This is a genomic window from Providencia sp. UF-183 (genome assembly GCF_058246155.1).
Map to the genome: position 1 here is coordinate 67,091 of NZ_JBSICD010000007.1, position 21,504 is coordinate 88,594.

The 21,504-nt window shown below is 41.2% G+C and carries 23 protein-coding genes; 7 read left to right on the plus strand and 16 right to left on the minus strand.

Features of this window, described 5'->3' with window-relative positions; all coding sequences use genetic code 11:
* Nucleotides 1–46: 46 nt before the first annotated feature.
* Both ansA and pncA read left to right on the plus strand, forming a co-directional pair.
* Nucleotides 47–1,066, plus strand: coding sequence for an asparaginase (gene ansA / locus AC4IFT_RS08505; RefSeq protein ID WP_490736860.1), 1,020 nt, complete (start codon nt 47–49; stop codon nt 1,064–1,066).
* A gap of 11 nt (nt 1,067–1,077) precedes the next feature.
* Nucleotides 1,078–1,704 carry a bifunctional nicotinamidase/pyrazinamidase gene (pncA, locus tag AC4IFT_RS08510; protein ID WP_490751172.1) on the plus strand — a complete coding sequence of 209 codons (627 nt, stop codon included), beginning with the start codon at nt 1,078–1,080 and terminating at the stop codon, nt 1,702–1,704.
* A 92-nt stretch (nt 1,705–1,796) separates the two neighbouring features.
* On the opposite strand, the gene AC4IFT_RS08515 is transcribed toward pncA, so the two are convergent.
* Nucleotides 1,797–2,099, minus strand: a complete 303-nt coding sequence (locus AC4IFT_RS08515; RefSeq protein WP_490736862.1) for a YeaC family protein — start codon at nt 2,097–2,099, stop codon at nt 1,797–1,799.
* A gap of 120 nt (nt 2,100–2,219) precedes the next feature.
* On the minus strand, nt 2,220–2,633 hold the full coding sequence (msrB, locus tag AC4IFT_RS08520; RefSeq protein WP_490751092.1) for a peptide-methionine (R)-S-oxide reductase MsrB: 414 nt from the start codon (nt 2,631–2,633) through the stop codon (nt 2,220–2,222).
* Between the two features lie 355 nt (nt 2,634–2,988).
* Between msrB and gapA the strand changes: the two genes are divergently transcribed.
* The gene (gapA, locus tag AC4IFT_RS08525; protein WP_273803150.1) at nt 2,989–3,984 is read left to right on the plus strand and encodes a glyceraldehyde-3-phosphate dehydrogenase; all 996 of its coding nucleotides are present in this window, start codon (nt 2,989–2,991) and stop codon (nt 3,982–3,984) included.
* A 231-nt stretch (nt 3,985–4,215) separates the two neighbouring features.
* On the plus strand, nt 4,216–5,097 hold the full coding sequence (locus tag AC4IFT_RS08530; RefSeq protein WP_273826647.1) for a D-hexose-6-phosphate mutarotase: 882 nt from the start codon (nt 4,216–4,218) through the stop codon (nt 5,095–5,097).
* Nucleotides 5,098–5,161: 64 nt separating this feature from the next.
* Here the strand turns inward: AC4IFT_RS08530 and AC4IFT_RS08535 are convergent, their stop codons facing one another.
* From AC4IFT_RS08535 to fadR, 4 genes are all read right to left on the minus strand, one after another.
* Nucleotides 5,162–5,914, minus strand: a complete 753-nt coding sequence (locus AC4IFT_RS08535) for a MipA/OmpV family protein (RefSeq protein WP_490736865.1) — start codon at nt 5,912–5,914, stop codon at nt 5,162–5,164.
* A gap of 132 nt (nt 5,915–6,046) precedes the next feature.
* A complete protein-coding gene (gene alr, locus AC4IFT_RS08540; RefSeq protein WP_490751093.1) occupies nt 6,047–7,126 on the minus strand; it encodes an alanine racemase in 1,080 nt (359 codons plus the stop codon).
* Nucleotides 7,127–7,188: 62 nt separating this feature from the next.
* A complete protein-coding gene (locus AC4IFT_RS08545) occupies nt 7,189–8,490 on the minus strand; it encodes a D-amino acid dehydrogenase (protein WP_490751094.1) in 1,302 nt (433 codons plus the stop codon).
* A gap of 498 nt (nt 8,491–8,988) precedes the next feature.
* Nucleotides 8,989–9,705, minus strand: a complete 717-nt coding sequence (gene fadR / locus AC4IFT_RS08550) for a fatty acid metabolism transcriptional regulator FadR (RefSeq protein WP_047756875.1) — start codon at nt 9,703–9,705, stop codon at nt 8,989–8,991.
* Between the two features lie 220 nt (nt 9,706–9,925).
* Here fadR and nhaB point away from each other — a divergent pair, with 220 nt between their 5' ends.
* Together nhaB and dsbB are read left to right on the plus strand one after the other, a co-directional pair.
* Nucleotides 9,926–11,473 (plus strand): sodium/proton antiporter NhaB, encoded by a 1,548-nt coding sequence (gene nhaB, locus AC4IFT_RS08555; protein ID WP_490751095.1) that lies wholly within the window; start codon nt 9,926–9,928, stop codon nt 11,471–11,473.
* 156 nt (nt 11,474–11,629) lie between these two features.
* Complete coding sequence (dsbB, locus tag AC4IFT_RS08560) at nt 11,630–12,151, plus strand: disulfide bond formation protein DsbB (protein ID WP_490751096.1); 522 nt, start codon at nt 11,630–11,632, stop codon at nt 12,149–12,151.
* Between the two features lie 73 nt (nt 12,152–12,224).
* Here the strand turns inward: dsbB and AC4IFT_RS08565 are convergent, their stop codons facing one another.
* The 3 genes from AC4IFT_RS08565 to AC4IFT_RS08575 all read right to left on the minus strand — a co-directional run bounded on the left by AC4IFT_RS08565 (nt 12,225) and on the right by AC4IFT_RS08575 (nt 14,209).
* Nucleotides 12,225–12,524, minus strand: coding sequence for a DUF333 domain-containing protein (locus tag AC4IFT_RS08565; RefSeq protein WP_490736875.1), 300 nt, complete (start codon nt 12,522–12,524; stop codon nt 12,225–12,227).
* A 39-nt stretch (nt 12,525–12,563) separates the two neighbouring features.
* Nucleotides 12,564–12,896, minus strand: coding sequence for a DMT family transporter (locus AC4IFT_RS08570; protein WP_490751097.1), 333 nt, complete (start codon nt 12,894–12,896; stop codon nt 12,564–12,566).
* 113 nt (nt 12,897–13,009) lie between these two features.
* Complete coding sequence (locus AC4IFT_RS08575) at nt 13,010–14,209, minus strand: sugar transporter (protein ID WP_490751098.1); 1,200 nt, start codon at nt 14,207–14,209, stop codon at nt 13,010–13,012.
* Nucleotides 14,210–14,613: 404 nt separating this feature from the next.
* Here AC4IFT_RS08575 and AC4IFT_RS08580 point away from each other — a divergent pair, with 404 nt between their 5' ends.
* Nucleotides 14,614–14,835: a DUF2594 family protein gene (locus AC4IFT_RS08580; protein ID WP_490736880.1), complete on the plus strand. Its 222-nt coding sequence runs from the start codon at nt 14,614–14,616 to the stop codon at nt 14,833–14,835.
* A 176-nt stretch (nt 14,836–15,011) separates the two neighbouring features.
* Here the strand turns inward: AC4IFT_RS08580 and AC4IFT_RS08585 are convergent, their stop codons facing one another.
* From AC4IFT_RS08585 to AC4IFT_RS08615, 7 genes are all read right to left on the minus strand, one after another.
* Nucleotides 15,012–15,290, minus strand: coding sequence for a hypothetical protein (locus AC4IFT_RS08585; protein WP_490736882.1), 279 nt, complete (start codon nt 15,288–15,290; stop codon nt 15,012–15,014).
* A 173-nt stretch (nt 15,291–15,463) separates the two neighbouring features.
* Nucleotides 15,464–15,772 (minus strand): DUF7677 family protein, encoded by a 309-nt coding sequence (locus AC4IFT_RS08590; RefSeq protein ID WP_490751099.1) that lies wholly within the window; start codon nt 15,770–15,772, stop codon nt 15,464–15,466.
* A 57-nt stretch (nt 15,773–15,829) separates the two neighbouring features.
* A complete protein-coding gene (htpX, locus tag AC4IFT_RS08595) occupies nt 15,830–16,711 on the minus strand; it encodes a protease HtpX (protein WP_206086163.1) in 882 nt (293 codons plus the stop codon).
* Between the two features lie 417 nt (nt 16,712–17,128).
* Nucleotides 17,129–17,893, minus strand: coding sequence for a YdcA family protein (locus AC4IFT_RS08600; protein ID WP_490751100.1), 765 nt, complete (start codon nt 17,891–17,893; stop codon nt 17,129–17,131).
* Between the two features lie 197 nt (nt 17,894–18,090).
* Nucleotides 18,091–20,133, minus strand: coding sequence for a carboxy terminal-processing peptidase (gene prc / locus AC4IFT_RS08605; RefSeq protein WP_490751101.1), 2,043 nt, complete (start codon nt 20,131–20,133; stop codon nt 18,091–18,093).
* 19 nt (nt 20,134–20,152) lie between these two features.
* Complete coding sequence (gene proQ / locus AC4IFT_RS08610; RefSeq protein WP_490730770.1) at nt 20,153–20,842, minus strand: RNA chaperone ProQ; 690 nt, start codon at nt 20,840–20,842, stop codon at nt 20,153–20,155.
* 110 nt (nt 20,843–20,952) lie between these two features.
* The gene (locus AC4IFT_RS08615; protein ID WP_219247678.1) at nt 20,953–21,435 is read right to left on the minus strand and encodes a GAF domain-containing protein; all 483 of its coding nucleotides are present in this window, start codon (nt 21,433–21,435) and stop codon (nt 20,953–20,955) included.
* Nucleotides 21,436–21,504: the final 69 nt, after the last annotated feature.

Genomic DNA, 21,504 nt, shown 5'->3' on the forward strand with positions numbered 1-21,504 from the left:
GATAATTATTTTCACTTCTCCATGCGCGAATAAATTAGGTAACCAAATGCAGAAGAAATCTATTTATGTTGTCTATACGGGCGGTACTATCGGCATGCGCCACTCACCACAAGGCTACATCCCTGTCTCGGGTCATTTACAAGCGCAATTGGCTCAGATGCCTGAATTTCACCGTCCAGAAATGCCTGAGTTCACAATTCGTGAGCACCAACCGCTAATCGACTCTTCTGATATCACACCTGAAGATTGGCAACTCATTGCCGATGACATTCGCCAAAATTATGAACTATATGATGGCTTTGTTATTTTACATGGCACAGATACCATGGCGTTCACGGCATCTGCACTTTCTTTTATGTTTGAGAACTTAAAGAAACCAATTATCGTGACAGGGTCACAAATCCCACTGGAAGCGTTACGTTCTGATGGGCAAACTAACCTATTGAATGCGTTGTATTTAGCAGCGAATTACCCGATTAATGAGGTCGGGCTATTTTTCAATAATAAATTGTACCGCGGTAATCGCACAGTCAAAGCTCACGCAGACGGTTTCGATGCTTTCAGCTCACCGAACTGCTCCCCGTTGATGGAAGCCGGTATTCACATTCGTACTTTCAATGCTTGCCCTGCACCTATTGGTGTGGGTGAATTCAAAACCCATCGCATCACCCCGCAACCTATTGGCGTTGTCACACTCTACCCTGGGTTATCGATTGAGATTGTTCGTAATATTCTTCAGCAGCCCGTCAAAGCATTAATTCTGCGCTCTTATGGTGTTGGAAACGCACCTCAGCAACCTGAGTTACTGCGTATCCTACGTGAAGCCACCAATCGTGGGATTATTGTGGTCAATCTAACACAGTGCATCTCTGGGCGTGTGAATATGGAAGGCTATGCCACAGGTCATGCCCTTGCAGAATCAGGGGTCATTAGCGGTTATGACATGACTTTTGAAGCGGCCTTGAGTAAATTACATTACTTACTAAGTCAAGATTACACACCTGCGCTGATCCGCGAATTAATGCAAAATAATTTACGTGGTGAATTGAGCTACGCTGATGAATAACTGAGGAAATGATGAAAACGGCCCTATTGTTAGTCGATTTACAAAATGATTTCTGTACAGGCGGTACGCTCGCCGTGAATGAAAGTGAACATGTTATAGTCGTAGCCAATAAGGCAATCACGGTTTGCCAACAAAAAGACATCACCGTCATTGCGAGTCAAGATTGGCACCCTGCGGAACATTTAAGCTTTGCGGAAAATTCAGGTACACAAGTTGGCGATATCGGTGAACTTAATGGATTACCGCAAGTGTGGTGGCCCGTGCATTGTGTCCAAGGCGAGCAAGGTGCGGATTTTCATCCCCGATTAAACACGCAAGCCATCCAAGAAACGTTTACCAAAGGTGAAAACCCACAAGTTGATAGTTATAGTGCTTTCTTTGATAACGACAAAGTGAGCCAAACACGCTTACATGCATGGCTACAAGCTCAAGGGATCACCCGCTTAATGATTATGGGGATTGCGACCGATTATTGCGTTAAATTTACGGTGCTTGATGCCTTAAATTTGGGCTACAGTGTCGACGTGCTAGTGGATGGCTGCCGTGGGGTTAACTTAACGGCTAATGACAGCCAGAATGCGTTAATCGAGATGGAACAGCAAGGTGCCAAACTTATCACATTAGATGATATCGTCTAATCGTCCATTATCTTCGGCAATATTTTCTCAGGCTCGGTGTCCCTTGAGAAAATATTGCCTTTTGGCACTCCATTAAAATACTGCAGTTTAACTTAATCGTTATTTTGCGGTTTGAGTGTGGCTAGCATTTCCCCTTGGAACATCGTTTTGAGCTCTTGCTTACTCTTCATGGTGATTTCACCGTTTGTCCCTACCGTCATATGCTCAGGGTTATGGTTGTTACGCGATTGCCATAGCATGACCATCTGTAAGCTATGTTCTTTCTGCTCCGCCGTTAAAGGAACCCCATCAGGCCATTTCCCTAACTCAACCGCGGTGACAAGGCGCTCATAAATTTCCGGGGTCATCACTGCAAGTAATTGTTCAATATGTTTTGGGTCGACTTCTACGCTCACGGCACGCTCCTTCGAAAATGTAAACTGACGTTTAATTAAACTGCTTTTTTATTTCTAGCTGAATCGTTATTGCCTGCAAAAGCTGAAAGTAAAAAATAAACTTCAGCACCCTTCAGCTGCCTATCCACGTGTCTTTTCACCTGACTCTTCATCCAAAAAGCTTAAGGATGCTGAATTAATACAGTAACGTTGTCCCGTTGGCATAGGACCATCAGGAAACACATGCCCTAAGTGTGCATCGCAATTTTGACAGCGAACTTCGATGCGGTGCATCCCATGAGAGAAATCTTCGATGTATTTGATGGCATGGTCGTTCACTGCTTCATAGAAGCTCGGCCACCCACAACCTGCATCAAATTTGGTCTCAGACATAAATAAAGGTGTACCACAGCACAGGCATTCGTACACACCCTCTTTACGGTTATGCAATAATTGACCACTGAATGGCGGTTCGGTGCCCGCTTGCTGTGTAACATAGCGCTGCATCTCATTTAAATCTGAAATATCAACGTGTTGTTTATCTTTCTGTGACATGACTTACCCACGTATTTAAATAGTTTGTTCGGTTGATGACTATCATGCTGTAATTTTTAGCAACAAAAAATTAACAACATTTTTTATAAAACTATTCTAAACTAAGAAGCATCTTACTTTCCGTTTTGATTTGTGAAGCGTATCACATATATCACTGATAGATGGTTTCATTATGCCGTACAATCCCGATAATACGTGCGGCTGTATTTGCCGCTGAAATGGCTGACAAATAAGCAGTTAGTGGTATCAGAATTGATTTTTTTCAATAATTGACACGATTCCGCTTGACGGCTGGCAAGGTTTTGGTAACTTTAACTACAACTTAATTCACGAATAAATAGCTGGTGGAAATACTATGACTATCAAAGTAGGTATTAATGGTTTTGGTCGTATTGGCCGTATCGTTTTCCGTGCTGCACAAGAGCGTTCTGATATCGAAATCGTTGCTATCAACGACCTGCTCGATGCAGAATACATGGCTTACATGCTGAAATACGATTCAACTCACGGTCGTTTCAACGGTACTGTTGAAGTTAAAGATGGTCACCTAGTTGTAAACGGTAAAAAAATCCGTGTTACTGCAGAAAAAGATCCTGCAAACCTGAAATGGAACGAAGTCGGTGTTGACGTTGTTGCTGAAGCTACAGGTATCTTCCTGACTGACGAAACTGCACGTAAACACATCCAAGCAGGCGCGAAAAAAGTTGTTCTGACTGGTCCTTCTAAAGATGACACCCCAATGTTCGTTATGGGCGTTAACCACAAAGCTTACGCAGGTCAAGAAATCGTTTCTAACGCATCTTGCACAACTAACTGCTTAGCTCCACTGGCTAAAGTTATCAACGACAAATTCGGTATCGTTGAAGGTCTGATGACCACTGTTCACGCAACAACGGCAACTCAGAAAACTGTTGATGGCCCTTCTCACAAAGACTGGCGTGGTGGTCGTGGTGCTGCTCAAAACATCATCCCATCTTCAACTGGTGCTGCTAAAGCTGTAGGTAAAGTTATCCCTGAGCTGAACGGCAAACTGACTGGTATGTCTTTCCGTGTTCCTACTCCAAACGTTTCAGTTGTTGACTTAACTGTTCGTCTGGAAAAACCAGCAACTTACGCACAAATCTGTGATGCTATCAAAGATGCGGCTGCAGGCGAGCTGAAAGGCGTTCTGGGTTACACTGAAGATGACGTTGTATCAACAGATTTCAACGGTGAAAAACTGACTTCTGTGTTTGATGCTAAAGCAGGTATCGCACTGAACGATAACTTTGTTAAATTAGTTTCTTGGTATGACAACGAGACTGGCTACTCAAACAAAGTATTAGACCTGATTGCTCACATCTCTAAATAAGAGCTGTTAAGTAATTAGTCTGACTGAGCCGCCTATTGGCGGCTCTTTTGTATCATATCGAATACTGCATTAACATTTTCACTCACCTCATTTATCTTTAATCCATTATTCGATACTGTATAAACATGATTTTCGTAAGATTTAAGATAAGTGCCACACATCGCACAAATCTGCCACACGCAAAACGTATAATGCGTATTCATTCTGTCTCCACTAACACAGGCCGATACCATGCACGAAAAAATTTTTGCTCTACCCGTCATTAAACAACTTTCTGCCTATATCACCCAACGTCAATTAGGTGACTTGCCACTGATTGTAGTTTCTCACCCAAAAGTACGTGGTGCAGTGAGTCTACAAGGCGCTCATCTCATTGATTGGCAGCCTGCAGGGCAAAAGCCGTGCCTCTGGTTAAGCTCTGAAAGTGCGTTTAAAGACGGTGTGGCTATCCGTGGTGGTATTCCTATCTGTTGGCCATGGTTTGGCCCTGTAGCAAGCCCTAGTCACGGATTTGCGCGTATTTTACCTTGGCAGTTTACTGCCCATAATGAACATGATGATGGCGTGATTTTAACTTTCACGCTCACCGACACAGAATATACTCGTAAACTCTGGCCCCATGAGTTCACCTTGATTTTGCGAATGAAACTCGGTGAGACCTGTGAGCTTGAGCTCGAAAGTTATGGTGATTTTGAAACGACAGCGGCATTGCACACTTATTTCAATATCAGTGATATCCATAAAGCCACTGTTTATGGCCTTGGTGGTCATTATTTCGATAAAGTCGCCGATAAAGAAGTGTATGAGTCTGAACCGTTAAAATTCAATAAACATACTGACCGCATCTATTCAGAACCTGAAGAGTACAGCCTTCTACGCGATGATGGCTGGAACCGCACGATTGAACTACATCATTATCATAATAGTGATGTGGTGTGCTGGAACCCTTGGGCGGAATTATCATGCAGCATGCAAGACATGCCGAATAATGGTTATAAACAAATGGTCTGTGTTGAAACGGCCAGTATTAATGTGCCAATGAAAAGTGATGCGCAGCACCCTGCTCGACTATCTTTAGTGATGGTAAGCCGCGATAATAAACCGCAAGATTGATATTGAGATAAAATAAAACCCCAGTAGGATCACCCTCTGGGGTTTTATGATTGTTAACGACACATTAGAATGTGTAAGTTACACCCGTCCACATAATCGCAGAAACGGATTTGTTAACCATTGGGCTGTCTTTAACTTCACTCGGTAGGCGGTCAACACGCCCCATCGCAAATACAGTCCAATTTTCGTCGAAACGGTAGTTACCTGTGACTTCCATATACGGCGTCCAGCTTGAGCCTGGGTTATAGCGTTTTAAACCACTGTTACGGGATTCTTTTGAAGAAACACCATACTCATAACGGTTTTGATTTTTGCTATCCCATTTGATACCCAAGCCCGGTGTGATTGACCATTTGTCACCTTCGAAACCATACAGGTACGCAAACTCACCACGAATACCGTTGCTTATCCCAAGGATGTCACCTGAAATATTGGTGCGCAGTGTTCCCCAGTCCGCTTTATGGCGATAAGTTAAACCTGACATGACAGTATCACGGCGACGGTCTAATTCACGCATCGCTTTGTCATCATTGTCTTTAGGTTTGAAAAATTGTGGGTAATAAAATGCATCTAAAGACAGTTGATCTTGCGTGTCATTCCACAGGTAGTATCCCGCCGCTAATGTATGAAAGTAAAAGTTTTCACTGTCATAATTTACAATGGGTACTGGTGTAATGTAATCACGAGACTTGATGCCTTTATATGGCGTAGATTGTGCCAATACTGAGCCACCAACAGACCATGTACCCGCTAAAGCAGCACTAGATAACACGCTCAACGTCACAGCAAGTGTGGTTAATTTAATTGTTTTAGACATATTTAAACCTAAAAATAATGAGAGACGGATCAACGTTATATGTTATATCAATATGGAAAGATTCCCAATATTCATAATCTAAATCACATTTAAAGCTAAATCTGTGAAATTATTTACAGCATTGGTTAACAATTATTCTACGCTTTTTTCGTAATGAACAGGAACTCTTTTTGCAAGGGCACACATTAATTCATAACCGATCGTCCCCGCGGCTTGTGCCACGTCATCTACGGGTAGGTTTTGTCCCCACAATTCGACTTTTGTTCCTAACTTCACATCATCACAGTGGGTAATATCAATCGTCAGCATATCCATGGAGACAGCACCGAGTAAATCACAGCGCGTTCCGTTACACAAAACGGGCGTACCATTCGGTGCATGGCGAGGGTAACCATCCCCGTAGCCGCAAGCCACTGTCGCAATACGCATGGGTTTTGATGACGTAAATCGACTACCATAGCCAATCGACTCTCCAGCCGTAATATCGTGTATCGCTATCACTTCTGATTGCAACGTCATGGCAGCTTTTAGTGAATATTGATGCACATCTGCTGATTTACCACTTGGCGATGCGCCATACAGTAAGATCCCCGTCCGTATCCAATCATATTGCGTATCTTTATGCCAAAGTGTCGCCCCCGAATTAGCAATGCAAGTTTGTAGAGACAAGTGGCTAAATTGCTTAATTTGTTCAAATGGTTCAGCAACCCCTGTATGCGTATCTGAATTAGCAAAGTGACTCATTAATGTTACTGAGGCAACATTTGGCATACCCACCAGCCGTTGAACAACCGCTTGATACTCTGTGGCAGTAAAACCTAAACGATTCATCCCACTATTGAGTTTTACATACACCGAAATTGGGGAAGATAACTGTGCATTTTCAATGGCATAAAGTTGCCATTCACTGTGTACACTGGTGGTTAAATGATATTGGTCGATAGCGCCTAAATCTTGCGGCTGAAAAAAGCCTTCAAGGAGCAAGATTGGCCCCTCCCAACCTTCCTCACGCAACAAAATAGCTTCTTGAATATCTAACACTGCGAAACCATCTGTCGCTTTTAATGCGGGCCAAATGTGTTTAATGCCATGACCATAACCATCCGCTTTCATGACTGACCATATTTTTGCTTGCCCTGAATGCTGACGCACAACGGATAAATTATGTTGTAAATTGCCTAAATGAATAACAGCACTAATTGGGCGTGGCATCTCAATTCCTTAAATACATGTCTATTTTTATGTCAGCACATTGGTTATCTAACCTAAATAAATTAACGCGCGGGGTTTAAATGCCCACCTGCCACTAATTTCGTATTAAACCCATCTAAATACCGTGATACTGATAAATCATCAGAGGCAATATCAGGTGTATTTCCTGAAATTAAATCCGCCAGCAATTTGCCCGCACCGCATGCCATTGTCCAGCCTAACGTGCCGTGCCCCGTATTCAAATATAAATTGCTATACGCGGTTGGCCCGACAATCGGTGTACCATCTGGCGTCATAGGTCTGAGCCCTGTCCAAAATTGCGCTTGGCTGATATCACCACCACCTTGATACAAGTCTTGTACCACCATTTTCAATGTTTCACAGCGTTTTTTTAGGATCTCTAAATTAAAACCAACCACTTCTGCCATGCCACCGACACGAATGCGTTCGTCAAAACGTGTCACTGCAATTTTATAGGTTTCATCTAAAATGGTGGAGGTTGGCGCTCTTTCGGCATCAATAATTGGCATTGTCAACGAATAGCCTTTGAGTGGATAAACGGGGATTTTAACCAATTTTTGCAATATTGCTGTGGAATAAGACCCCATGGCCACCACATATCTATCCGCTTGCAGGATCTGACCATCAATACGCACACCACTTACGCGTTGGCCTTCCGTTAGAATTTGTTCAACTTGCACACCAAATTGGAATTTTACCCCTGCATCACTGGCCATTTTAGCGAGCTTCTTAGTGAATTGTTGGCAATCCCCAGTTTCATCATTTGGCAAACGCAACCCGCCCGTCAATTTGTGTTTTACAAATTCGAGCGCAGGCTCTGCTTTGATCAATTCATCAGAGGTTAGCAATTCATACGGCACGCCCTCTTGTTGTAACACAGTGATATCGTTCGCGGCATTATCAAATTGCTTTGCAGTGCGAAACAGTTGCAGCGTGCCCCCTTGGCGCTCCTCATAATGAATTCCGATATCATGTCTAAGTTCACGCATGCAGTCACGGCTATATTCAGCAATACGAACCATTCGGCTTTTATTCATTGCGTAATGCTGAATATCGCAGTTTTTGAGCATTTGCCACATCCAGCGTAACTGAAACAGCGACCCATCTGGACGAATTGCCAGTGGCGCATGCTTTTCAAACATCCACTTCACGGCTTTCAGGGGAATTCCTGGGGCACCCCATGGCGTTGCATACCCGGGTGAAACTTGTCCTGCATTGCCCGCACTGGTTTCTTCAGCAACATCGTACTGTCTATCCACAACAATAACTTCATGGCCTTCTTGCGCCAAATACCATGCTGTTGTCACACCAATAACACCTGCACCTAACACGAGAATTTTCATAGGGCCCTCAGCCGCGAAATGATGAATTATTCATTAGAATAATATTCTAGTATTCTTTTGCCAATGCAGTGAATTAACACTTTTAACAATTCAGATAAAAAGTTCAATTATTGTCACAATATATTTACAATATGGATTTTTATTCTAATAGATGGAATATAATAAAATCCATTTAAATCATAATTATCAATGAATTACAATAAGAATTGAAAATAAACCTAAAAATCAAAATGATATTTTTCAGTATAATCTATCAAAGAGTAAGAACTTACTGTCGATTACCTCACACTCACCAACGCCCACTTTAAAAGCCAATACATCGTTAATTGCAATATTCATAGAATATTATTTTAATTAAACGTTTTATATCGATTGTTATAGCGTACATTCCCATGAAGAACGATAAAACGCACGTCTTAAAAAGACTAACAATAAAAAAGCCAGCAATCATCGTTGAATGCTGGCTTTAATCATTGAAATTTTGGTTATGCTATATGCTTAACGAATATGGGCTAAATCAGATGGCATATTGCCTTGCATTGAATGCCAAATCAGGCCACTTTCCTTACCGTAATTACGTACACATTCCATAATACGGTCATAGGCTTGCTCACGGCACAGGTGGCTCAGTTGCTGGTAAAAGCTTAATGCTAAGCGCCTTGCTTCCGGGTTAGAAAAATAATACCGGCCAACACGGGTATACAAACCTCTTAACCCATTAATAATCAGCCCATAAATTGGGTTACCTGACGCAAAAGCGAGACCGCGGAAAATGTTATAATCCAAATCGCTAAATGCATCAGAATTGTCTTCCACTTTTTCTCTGCCCGCTAATACTTCTAAAGACTTTTCTGGGTTGTTCCGAAATGCTGTTCGGATAAAAATCGCGGCAATATTTGTCCGTACCGCCAGTAAATTATCAATCAGTTGCGGAACTCTATCGTGATCTAATCGAGCAAGCGTTTCTAAAATGTTTAAGCCCGACGTTTCCCAATAGTTGTTCACCTTCGTTGGCTTACCATGTTGGATGGTCAACCAACCATCACGAGCCAGACGCTGTAACACCTCACGTAAGGTAGTGCGTGTTACACCAATTAACTCTGACAGTTCGCGCTCAGCGGGCAAGATTGAACCTGGTGGGAAACGGTTGTTCCATATACTTTCAATAATGTACTCTTCCGCAAAACCTGCCGGGCTTTGAGCTTTAATAACCATATTTTTATTATTCCAAACCTTTTAAACGGATATTGGGGAAATCATACCAGATTGTCTTCTTCTGATATAGTTAGACTCAAAATAAAGAGTGAAACAAATCATAGAATTTCCATATAATTCATACATTATCAATTAGCAAATAGACTTAAAATCCTTAAAAGATAAGAGTAGTATGTTGTGGAACGTGACATAACATCCAATAAGAGGATAACGAGCCATAATGGATTTTAGTTTAAAAAGTGCATTTTTGAAAAACTTTCTGGGAAATTCCCCCGATTGGTACAAACTTGCGATTATTATATTCCTGATAATCAACCCAATTGTTTTCTATTTTGCCAGCCCATTTATCGCGGGATGGCTATTGGTGATTGAATTTATATTCACACTCGCAATGGCATTAAAGTGCTACCCATTACAACCCGGTGGCTTACTCGCTATCGAGGCAGTTCTTATTGGCATGACAAGCCCTGCACAGATTTCCCATGAAATCAGTAACAACCTTGAAGTGGTTTTACTGCTGATCTTTATGGTGGCAGGCATCTATTTTATGAAGCAGCTTTTGTTATTTGTTTTCACCAAATTACTAATAAACGTCCGTTCTAAACGAATTCTGTCATTAGCTTTTTGCTTAGCAAGTGCGTTTTTATCTGCTTTTTTAGATGCGTTAACCGTTATAGCTGTCGTGATCAGCGTTTCCATTGGTTTCTATTCTATTTACCATCAATATGCCTCCAATCAGCACAGTGATATTGACCTGCAAAATGATGGATTTATCGATAGCTGCGAGCAAAAACAAACGTTAGAACAATTTCGCGCGTTTTTGCGTAGCTTAATGATGCATGCAGGGATCGGTACGGCACTCGGCGGTGTGATGACTATGGTCGGCGAGCCCCAAAACTTAATCATTGCAAAACATGTTAATTGGGATTTCATCACCTTCTACCTACGCATGGCGCCTGTCACTATCCCTGTTTTCCTATGTGGTTTAATCGTTTGTTTTCTCGTTGAAAAATTCAAACTGTTTGGTTATGGTGCCGAATTGCCAGATAGTGTTCGCCAAATTTTAACCGACCACGATAAAAAAATGACAGCAAAGCGCACGAAAAAGGAACAAGCGCAGTTATGGGTACAAGGGTTAATTGGTATTTGGCTAATCGTCGCTTTAGCGTTCCACTTGGCTGAAGTTGGGCTTATCGGTTTATCTGTGATTGTGTTAGCGACTACATTTTGTGGTATTACTGAAGAACATGCGTTAGGTAAAGCGTTTGAAGAAGCGCTCCCATTCACCGCATTATTAACCGTCTTTTTCAGTATTGTTGCCGTTATTATTGATCAACAGCTATTCACGCCTTTTATTCAGTTTGTTTTGCAATCATCTGAATCTTCTCAGCTATCACTGTTTTATCTGTTTAACGGGTTGTTATCCGCTGTATCTGATAACGTCTTTGTGGGTACTGTGTACATCACGGAAGCAATGAAGGCGGCGAATGAAGGGCTTATTTCATCTGAGCAATACCAGTTTTTAGCCGTGGCTATCAATACAGGGACAAACCTCCCTTCTGTTGCAACACCGAATGGGCAAGCCGCATTCTTGTTCTTATTAACCTCCGCACTCTCACCATTAATTCGTTTATCATATGGTCGAATGGTTTGGATGGCTCTGCCTTATACTATTGTCATGACCATTGTGGGCTTATTAGGCGTAGAATACTGGCTCGTACCAGTTACCCATTGGATGGAGTCCATCGGTTTGATAACTTTTGGATAGGGATTATACTCAACATCAATCAGGCGTTTTATCAGCGCCTGATTGTAATGTTAGGTAAAACCTAACTCGAATCGGTATTTATTTTGCTTTAGGTGCTTTTTTTATCAGGCAGATAGGGGCAAAATGTGCGCATCACTCAATTAGGATATCTCAAGTATGTTCCGATTTTTTAACTACTGCTCACAAGGACGAGGCGCATGGCTATTGATGGCCTTTACAGCCTTTATGTTAGAGTGTGCGGCATTATATTTTCAACATGTTATGAAGCTACAACCTTGTGTAATGTGTATTTATGAACGCGTTGCATTGCTGGGTGTTATGTTTGCAGGCTTAATTGGCGCGATCGCCCCCCGAAATATCATTATCCGCTGGGTAGCTATTGTTGTTTGGATTTACGCAGCATGGCGTGGTTTAGATCTCGCATGGGAACACACCATGCTGCAACTTTACCCTTCTCCATTTGCGTCTTGTGATTTCTTTGTCAACTTCCCAGATTGGCTACCATTACAAGAATGGGTGCCTGCGATGTTCGAAGCGACGGGTGACTGCGCGGTGAGGCAGTGGGCATTTTTAGGCCTTGATATGCCACAGTGGTTGATTGGTATTTTTGCTGCTTATATTTTAGTGGCAGTTATTGTGTTAATTAGCCAGTTTTTCCCTGCTAAAAAATCGTTTTAATCACAAACAAATTCACTAAATGCAAAAAGCCCCAAATTAAAGGGGCTTTTCTTTTATTAGGCTGAAATAAACATTAAATACAGGCACCACTTTGGATAGCATTTGCGGCACAACGTCTACCATTAGCAAATTGGCAAACTGCCGTTTTATCGCCATTTAATTCAAGTGTTAATGCAGGCAATCCTCCCGCAGAGACACAAGCTTCTTGGATTCCAGGTCCTAAATTAACCACTTGCTTTGCATACTGAGCTGCTGAGTTATCAACGGTTTTATTCACTTCTGAGCTTCCACAAGCCGATAACATCACTGACATTACACCCGCAACAGCAACTGCCATCACAGGTTTTAATAACTGGCTGACCTTACGCCCCATGCTCTTTTTCTCCTATAAAACCGCTGTCATCCCTTGCACTTAATGCGTGCTGCTTTTTGAAAATAAATTGATGACTAAAACACCAACTATAATTAATAGCATACCAATAATTGCAGGTAAATCGAGTTTTTGGTTATAAATAAAAATTGCAGCGACTGAAACTAATACGATCCCTAAACCAGACCAAATAGCATAAGCTATCCCCAGTGGCATCACTTTCACTACCTGTGATAATCCCCAGAAAGAAACACCATAACCAATAATGACGATTAATGACGACCAAAAGCGGCTAAACCCATCAGAAGCTTTTAATGTAGTGGTTGCAATTACTTCTGCAATAATAGACATCAAAAGAAAACTTAACCCTTTCATTGTTGTTCCTTATTGTTGTATTAAAAAATAAAATATAGCGATAAAACAGAAAAAAGCTCCGTATGCTTTAAAAGCACTACAGAGCTTATTTAACAGGCAATTAATTTAACGTATTAATGTTGTGCGGCTGGAGTCAGTTTATCACTCAATGTTTGGCTATAACGTCTGAATAAATAGAGACACAAAATAAATGCTATTGCGCCAATAACCGCACCCACGTAACCAATTCGCGTCATACCCATATGCACAATCACTTGGTTACCTAGCAACGCCCCGCCACCGATCCCAATATTAAAGATACCCGAGAAGATAGCCATGGCTAAATCCGTTGCATCCGGTGCCAAATCAATCACTTTCACCTGCATGCCTAAACTAATGCACATCATCGCAATTCCCCAGAACACGGACAAGGTTATCAGTGACCAGGCGTTGCCCCCCATAGGCAACAGCAACAACAGGCATAGCGTCATTAAAGCTATCGCGGATGGCAAGAATATTAATGAAAGTTTTGTACTATAGCGGCTAAAAATAACGCTACCAATAATACCTGCTGCGCCAAAAATAAGCAGTAATACCGTCGCAAAGTTTTGGCTTTGATGTGCTACATCGCGGACAAAAGGCTCAATATAGCTGTATGCTGCAAAGTGTGCTGTCACCACTAACACAGTTAAAGCAAACATCCCTACCAACGCAGGGCGCTTAAATAATACAGGGAGGCTTTTCAATGAACCTGAATGTTCACTTGGTAAGCGTGGTAGGAAACGGATCAGTGCAACCATTGTGAATAGCGCCACAACACCTATACACAAGAAAGTCACCCGCCAGCCTAAAAACTGCCCAATAACACGACCAATTGGTAGACCTAAAACAGTGGCTAATGCGGTCCCCGTTGCGAGTAACCCTAGTGCCTGTGCTTTTTTTCCTGCGGGGGCAACACGAATGGCCAAAGAAGCCGTAATCGACCAGAAGACTGCATGTGATAAAGCAACCCCCACACGCCCAATAATCAGCACATCAAAGTTCCACGCAAAACCCGTAACAATATGGCTAATAATAAAAATAACAAACAAGAATCCCAGTAACTTACGACGTTCTATTTTACTGGTTAATAACATTAATGGTAATGACATCAACGCTACCACCCACGCATATATGGTGATCATCAACCCTGTATGCGCTACCGTCATGTCAAAACTGGCCGCAATATCACTTAATAATGCAACAGGCACGAACTCTGTTGTATTAAAAACGAATGCAGCAACCGCTAGCGCTAAAACGCGGATCCAAGCGGTTTTTCTCGATACTTGTGTCATTATTTATCTTGCCTTCAGTTTTCCATAAGCTAATGACACAAATCGGTTACCGACTTGTGATGATGGCCTAAGGGAAACATATGTTTAGAACTAAACTGAACGATTAAGCGGTGTTTTATTGCTCTACACGCCATATTTTTGTGAATTGTATCACAACTATTTAGCTATTTTAAAGCTCACTCTTGATATTGATAATCAACCTCAAAGCACTAAACTCCAATAATAATCTTTTCTAAAAAGCATCACGACAAAAAACTGGCCAATATTTCCAAAACATTAATCAAATGCATCAGAATTTGCATGCTTTATATTCGATTGCATACATCTTATTTATCTGAAAGCACATATTATTTTTTCTATGCTACAATCCATAAAATTACTTTTTATCTTAAAGGATCGATTTAATGAAAACCCATTTTCCTACTGAGCCTGATGTCCAAGCACTTGCCGATGAAGTGACCTGCTTAAAGAATCTAGTGACTCATATGCTTAAAGCAATTGGCCAAGCTGATGCAGGTAAAATTTTGATCAAAATGCAACGTGAAGTTGCTCAAATGGAAGACGAAAAACAAGCAGAAACCTATACAAGCATCTTAGAACAAATTAAAACTGGCTATCGCCAATAGATTATTTAGCGATAAATGCTATTTAAAGCACAAAAGTATTCAAGAATGGATTAACTGCACAAATAACTAAGTTTTTGTTATCAAAATCATCTATCTTTATTTACGAATTAAACCATTCTTTATTCATTTAGCTCCCCCTTCAAAACCCTATGAAGGGGGCTTTTTTTTGCTTTTAATTATTGCCCTGCTTGCGTAAACAGGCTATTGCAGTAGTTCGCGTACTCATCCACTGTTGTATTCTTCGTTTGCTTATCCCAACTTTTTTGCTCTTCGAAAGCCCAAACGCGAAAGACCTGCCCTACGTTTGCACCAGACATCCCGACTTCTTTGTAAATTCGGTGGTAAAACCCTTGGTTTGATTGGTAAATTTCAAATTTAATGGGAATAAGTCGCGCAGGGTTAGGCTCTGTTTGAAAAGAGTTACCGAAGAGTATTGTTTTAACAAGTATGTCCATGTATTGGCTCCCATATGAAATTAAACACAAGCAAAATTACCCATAGTTAGAGTTAATATAGCTTATTGTGGAAGATATTAATGCCTCGTTATCAAATAAATAGGTATTTTTACGTGATAACAATAAATGACGAGTCAGTTTTAGCTGATTTTCTAGAAATTCATATTCTGGTTTTAATTCGCGGGTATGCAATACAGCTCAGTTTCCCAATCTTCATAGGGCGGTTCGACAACATATGAATGGTCATCATACCAACGAATATAGTCTGTTGCGCGTTTTTGCGCATGTTTGAAATTAGTGACATCTCCATTTTCATCAAGCTCTAGGGTATTGATTAAGATGGCATACACTTGCTCAACTAAACTAGGATTGTCAGCGCATAGTTCGACATAATCAACATCACTTAACATGTAGTGGCTACCACTAGTCATAAAATACGCAAAAGTTCTCAGTGCACCACTGACACTCTGTGAAAGTTTCATTACTATCCCTATGCATACACAATAAAAAAGCCACTTCACATGAAGTGGCTTTCTAGACTATTTTAAATATTCGCCTGAGCGAAGTGCTTCAATTCGTTTGTCTAATGGTGGGTGAGACAGGAATAATTCACTAAATGCCTTACCACGACCATTAATACAAAATGCCATCAAACGCCCTTCTTCTTGCGGTTCATAACTCGTTTTCAGCCTTTGCAGTGCCGCGATCATTTTTTCGCGCCCCACTAATTTTGCAGAGCCTGCATCAGCATGGAATTCACGGTAGCGAGAGAACCACATAGTAATAATGCTCGCTAAAATACCAAATACAATTTCCAATACCATTGAAACCGCAAAGTAAACCATTGGGTTACCGTTGCTACTCTCACTTTCGTTATCATTGTTTGACATAAAACCTGCCGCTAATTGGGCAATGATACGAGAAATAAAGATAACAAAGGTATTCACAACACCTTGCAGTAACGTCATTGTCACCATATCACCATTGGCGATATGACTGATTTCATGGGCAATAACCGCTTCTGCTTCATCGCGGCTCATATTTTCAAGTAACCCAGTGCTCACTGCAACTAACGATGCATCACGGCGAGCCCCTGTTGCAAAAGCATTAATATCAGGTGCATGGTAAATCGCTACTTGTGGCATTTGAATGCCCACTTGCTGCGCTTGACGCTGTACCGTCGTCATTAGCCACTGTTCAGTTTGGTTACGCGGGTTTTCAATAACTTCACCCCCCACCGATTTCAGTGCCATCCATTTAGACATCAGCAATGAAATAAAAGCACCGCCGAAACCAAACAAGCCCGCCATAATCAGCAAGCCTTGAACGCTACTTCCACGAATACCGGTTAAACTCAAAATTATTCCAAACACAAACATTACTGCTAAGTTCGTGAGCAAGAATAAAGCAATTCTCATCATTTTTTTGCATTCCTTGGTAAAAACTAAGATCACGTAGAATTTACTTTATAAATAAGGTTTTTTCACACTATTTCAAGTCAATTAACACGAAAACAGTAAAAAATAACATAACTTTACACTAAGAGGTTAAAAAATGGGAAAGCACTCCCTATGCCTTTCATCTTATTTAGCATCCAATTTTTAAATATTTGTTTTAAAAGGGTCAATTCATAACCATTTCAATTTAAACTACTTTTTAATTGAATCGAGAAAGCTAATTATTGAAGGGTATGAATCTTAATAATGTATTTATCGGCTCTTTTGAGCTCTTTCTTAGCCTGATAAGCAATAGTTAGGATTTCGTTTACAAAAAATAATGCCACACAGCGGTGGCATTATCATCACAATATAATAGGGAAACAGCAAAAAACGCGTGTCCTAATTGGCTTTCTCTTTAGCTACTTTTGCTGCTTTTTCTTTAGTTGCTTTAGCTGATTCTTTAGCGGCTTTAGCAGGTTCTTTATCTGTTGCCTTAGTTGCTTTTTCTTTCACTGCTTTTTCTTTATCTGCTTTGCTTGCCTTTTCTTTTGTTTCTTTCACTGCATCTTTTTTATCCGATGCTTTTGAGGCCTTTTCTTTTGTTTCTTTCACTGTATCTTTTTTATCTGCGGCTTTTGAGGCCTTTTCTTTTGTCTCTTTCACGACATCTTTATCAGCCGCTTTAGACGCTTTTTCTTTTACTGCTTTTGCAGATTCTTTATCCGCTGCTTTGGACGCTTTTTCCTTTGTTTCCTTCACAACATCTTTATCTGCGGCTTTGGAGGCTTTCTCTTTGACTGTTTTTGCGCTATCTGAGGCTTTATCTGACGCTTTTGTCGCTTTATCACTCGCAGTTTTGCTTGCTTTGTCCCCTGTCGATTTAATTGAATCAGATACAGAAGGTTTGCTGGATTGTTTCGCCACTCCCGCACCAATTACAGCACCAGCTGCGCCCGCTTTGCTGTTTATATCGTTTTTTAATTCAATGGTACACACTTGCTCTGAACGGCTAGTCGAACCATCGTTACAAATAAATTTGCCATCTTCACAGCGGTCTATCCCACCTTTACTGCCCGAGCAAGGATAATTTCTTGCACTGGCGCTGTTGACCGCAGAGACCATCATGACACTAACAGCTATTAATCCTAAAAGTAATTTACGCATGGTATTGCCTCATGTTTAAGGGAGCTACACCAAAAGTTTAGGATAAATTAAGCAAAGGTAAAGAAATCGATAATTAGGATATTACGTTAACTTCAATAATATTTTTGTTTTGACGTAATATGAATAAAAAAAAGTATAAGATGGTAATTTTAGTGCAAAAAAAGCCAGCTTACGCTGGCTTTTTGATGTATTTCGAACTACTGGTTACCTGATAGCATTTTGGTGTTTTGTTTTGACAAATCAACCGACATCTTCACTGTTTCATCCAAATATGGGTCTGGTGCTTCGTAATCCTTTGGTAAATCATCTAACTTCTTGAGGAGTGGTTTACCTTCTTTAGCATTACGTTCATTTATTCGTTTTAGTTTCGTCGCTTCGATTTCATCATCTTCTTTCTTACGCTCTGCATAATTTAATGAAATCAGATTTTTACTTTCTTTACTCACTTTATAGCGCGCGATATCTTCATCGATATAATTGAACTCGCGATCCTGACTGATTCTATCGAGGTGTTTAGTTTTGATGGCAGATAAATCAGGTGAAATATCACCGACTTTACTGTAATTTGCAGCAGGAATGCTATCCCATGGCAGCGCATTATCTTCAAAGCTTTCACCTGTTTCAGCAGGATCTTGCCCCGTTGGCATCACCACATCAGGGGTGACCCCTTCACGTTGCGTACTGCCCCCGTTCACACGATAAAACTTCTGAATGGTATACTGCACAGAACCTAATGATGGCCATTCCGGTTTCAGCATCTGGTCATACACACGACTTAAGCTACGGTGTTGCTGAACAGTTCCTTTACCAAAAGTTGGTTCGCCTACAATTAACGCTCGACCATAATCTTGCATTGCCGCGGCAAAAATTTCAGACGCTGATGCACTAAAACGATCCACTAAAACGACCAATGGCCCTTTATAGTAAATCACATCATCATCATCCACATCTTGGCGTACTTGACCATTGTTATCACGAACTTGAACAATTGGCCCTTTTGGAATAAACAAGCCCGATAATGAAACCGCTTCAGTCAGTGCTCCACCACCATTGCCACGAAGGTCAATGATTAACGCCGAAACATTGTCTTTCGCCATGTTTTGCAGCTGAGTTTTCACGTCATTGGTTAAACCCACGTAAAAACCTGGGATATCCAGTACAGCAACCTTGTCTTTACCTTGTTGTTTAATCGTCAGTTTTACCGCACGATCTTCCAGTCGGATCTGCTCCCGAACTATGGTAACGATATGTGGCTTCGCCCCTTTAGTATCAGAAACGACTTCCAAGCGAACCTGGCTGCCTTTTGGCCCTTTAATCAACGCAACAACATCATCCAGACGCCAACCAACAACATCAACAATCGGTTTACCCGTTTGGCCAACACCGATAATTTTATCACCGACTTTCAACTCTTTGCTTTTAGCCGCTGGGCCGCCAGCAACCAGTGAGTTGATCACCGTATTTTCATCGTCTTGCTGTAAAACAGCACCAATCCCTTCTAATGAAAGACTCATTTCAGAATTGAATTGTTCTGTGTTACGAGGAGAAAGATAACTCGTGTGTGGATCGATTTCACGGGCAAATGAGTTAACAATCAATTGGAAAACATCTTCACTTTGCGCTTGTGTTAAGCGACGTAACGCGAAATTATAGCGCTTAGTGAGCTTCTCTTTGATTTCTTTGTCATCTTTGCCTGAAAGTTTCAAGTTCAACCAGTCATAACGCACTTTTTGATCCCAAAGACGATCAAGTTCTTGTTTGTCTTTAGGCCAAGGTGATTTTGAACGGTCAACTTCAATCGAATCCGTCGCGTTTAAATCAATCGGTTGCTCTAAACGTGCTAAGGCATATTTAAAACGTTCGAAACGTCTTTCCTGAGACAGGTTATACAGGTCATAAAACGTATCTAATTTGCCATCTTCAAGCCATTGACCTACTTTTCCTTTATCTTTGGCATATTGGTCAACATCGGATTGAAGCAAAACATTATGGCCGAAATCTAACATGTTGAGATAACGGTCAAATATTTTCCCAGAAAACGCTTTGTCTAAATCAAATTGGCGGTAATGTGAACGCGTAAACCGTGAGGTTACCCTTTCACTGACTGTGCCGTGCTGTGCGCTCTGTTTTAAGACAGGTAACTGAGCAGCAGTGACCGGAGCCACTGCTTGAGTATTAGCGATTGCACTGCCGAAAGTCGCCAGACTAACAACAAGTGCAACTTTAAGAAGTTTGTTCATGACCTGATTGACCTCCGTATCAGAACTTTAAATGTTCCGCGCGTACAATCATTGCCAGTCCAGTTGGCAATTGAACCCTAACACCGTCTTTCGCAATTTCCAACACAGAGGCGTCCATCAAGCTGCTACCGACTTTCACTTTCAACGTTTGACCTATTGTAAGTGCGTTGATATCAGTAACTGATTTCAGATTTTGCTCAGGTGCCGGATTGTTACGACGTGGAGTTTTCGCTGATGTATTTTGCGGGCGTTCTTTATTGTCTGATGGGCGACGACGTGGTGCTTTGTCTTTAGCAGCATCTGGGTTACGAGCAGGTTTGTCACCGGCTTTTTTCGCTGCTGGGCGTTTTTGCGTTTTTTGTTCAGCACGTTGTGCTTGAACGCGCGCTTTCGCCTCAGTTAATTGCTGACGAGCATGAGCAATGTGCTCTGCGTCTAACTCACCGCAATCTTCGCCATTTAGGTCAACGCGTTTTGCGCCTTCTTTAACACCGTACAGGTAGCGCCAGCTTGAAGTATACATGCGTAACGCAGAACGTAATTGCGTTTTGCTAATACCATCTTCGTCTGTCAAACACCCTACGATATCTTGAAAAATTCCGACTTTTAACGGACGTGCTTCGCCTTCAGCGATAAAACAGCGTGGAAAACGCTCTGCTAGAAATGCGATAACTTCTTTACTACTATTCAACTTAGGTTGATTTTCCATGAAATTTCCTGATAACAACGATTTTGCCAACCTCACGGGCATGAACAAGCCGACATTATAATCGTGTTGCTGACAATTGCCACGTTACTATTAATTTTACAGCCCAATATTTAGTAATATTTTGGCATAGAACACATTGCCAGATGCTGACACAACTGGTTTACAAGGTGTTGTAACCCTTTTTCATCTTCTTGGTCGAATTGGCTAATATTTGGGCTATCGACATCTAAAACCCCGATATTTTGACCATTTACCACCAACGGAAAGACAATTTCAGCATTACTGGCAGCGTCACAAGCGATATGACCAGGAAAAGCGTGAACATCTTCCACACGCTGAACTTGATTTTCACTAAATGCCGTACCACAGACCCCTTTACCAAATGGAATTCGAACACAAGCAACTTTTCCTTGGAATGGCCCTAAAACCAGTTCTTGCCCATTGCTCAAGTAAAAGCCAACCCAGTTCACTCCATCTAAACGTTCATATAATAACGCACTGGTATTTGCCAAGGTCGCAATTAAATCATATTCTCCCGCCAATAATGCAGAGAGATTATCTGAAAGTTCGAGATAATACTTCTTTTTATCCATAATTATTTCTAGTAATAATCAAGTAATTAAAATACACATATGTAAGAGTAATGCTAAGGTTACCAAGTT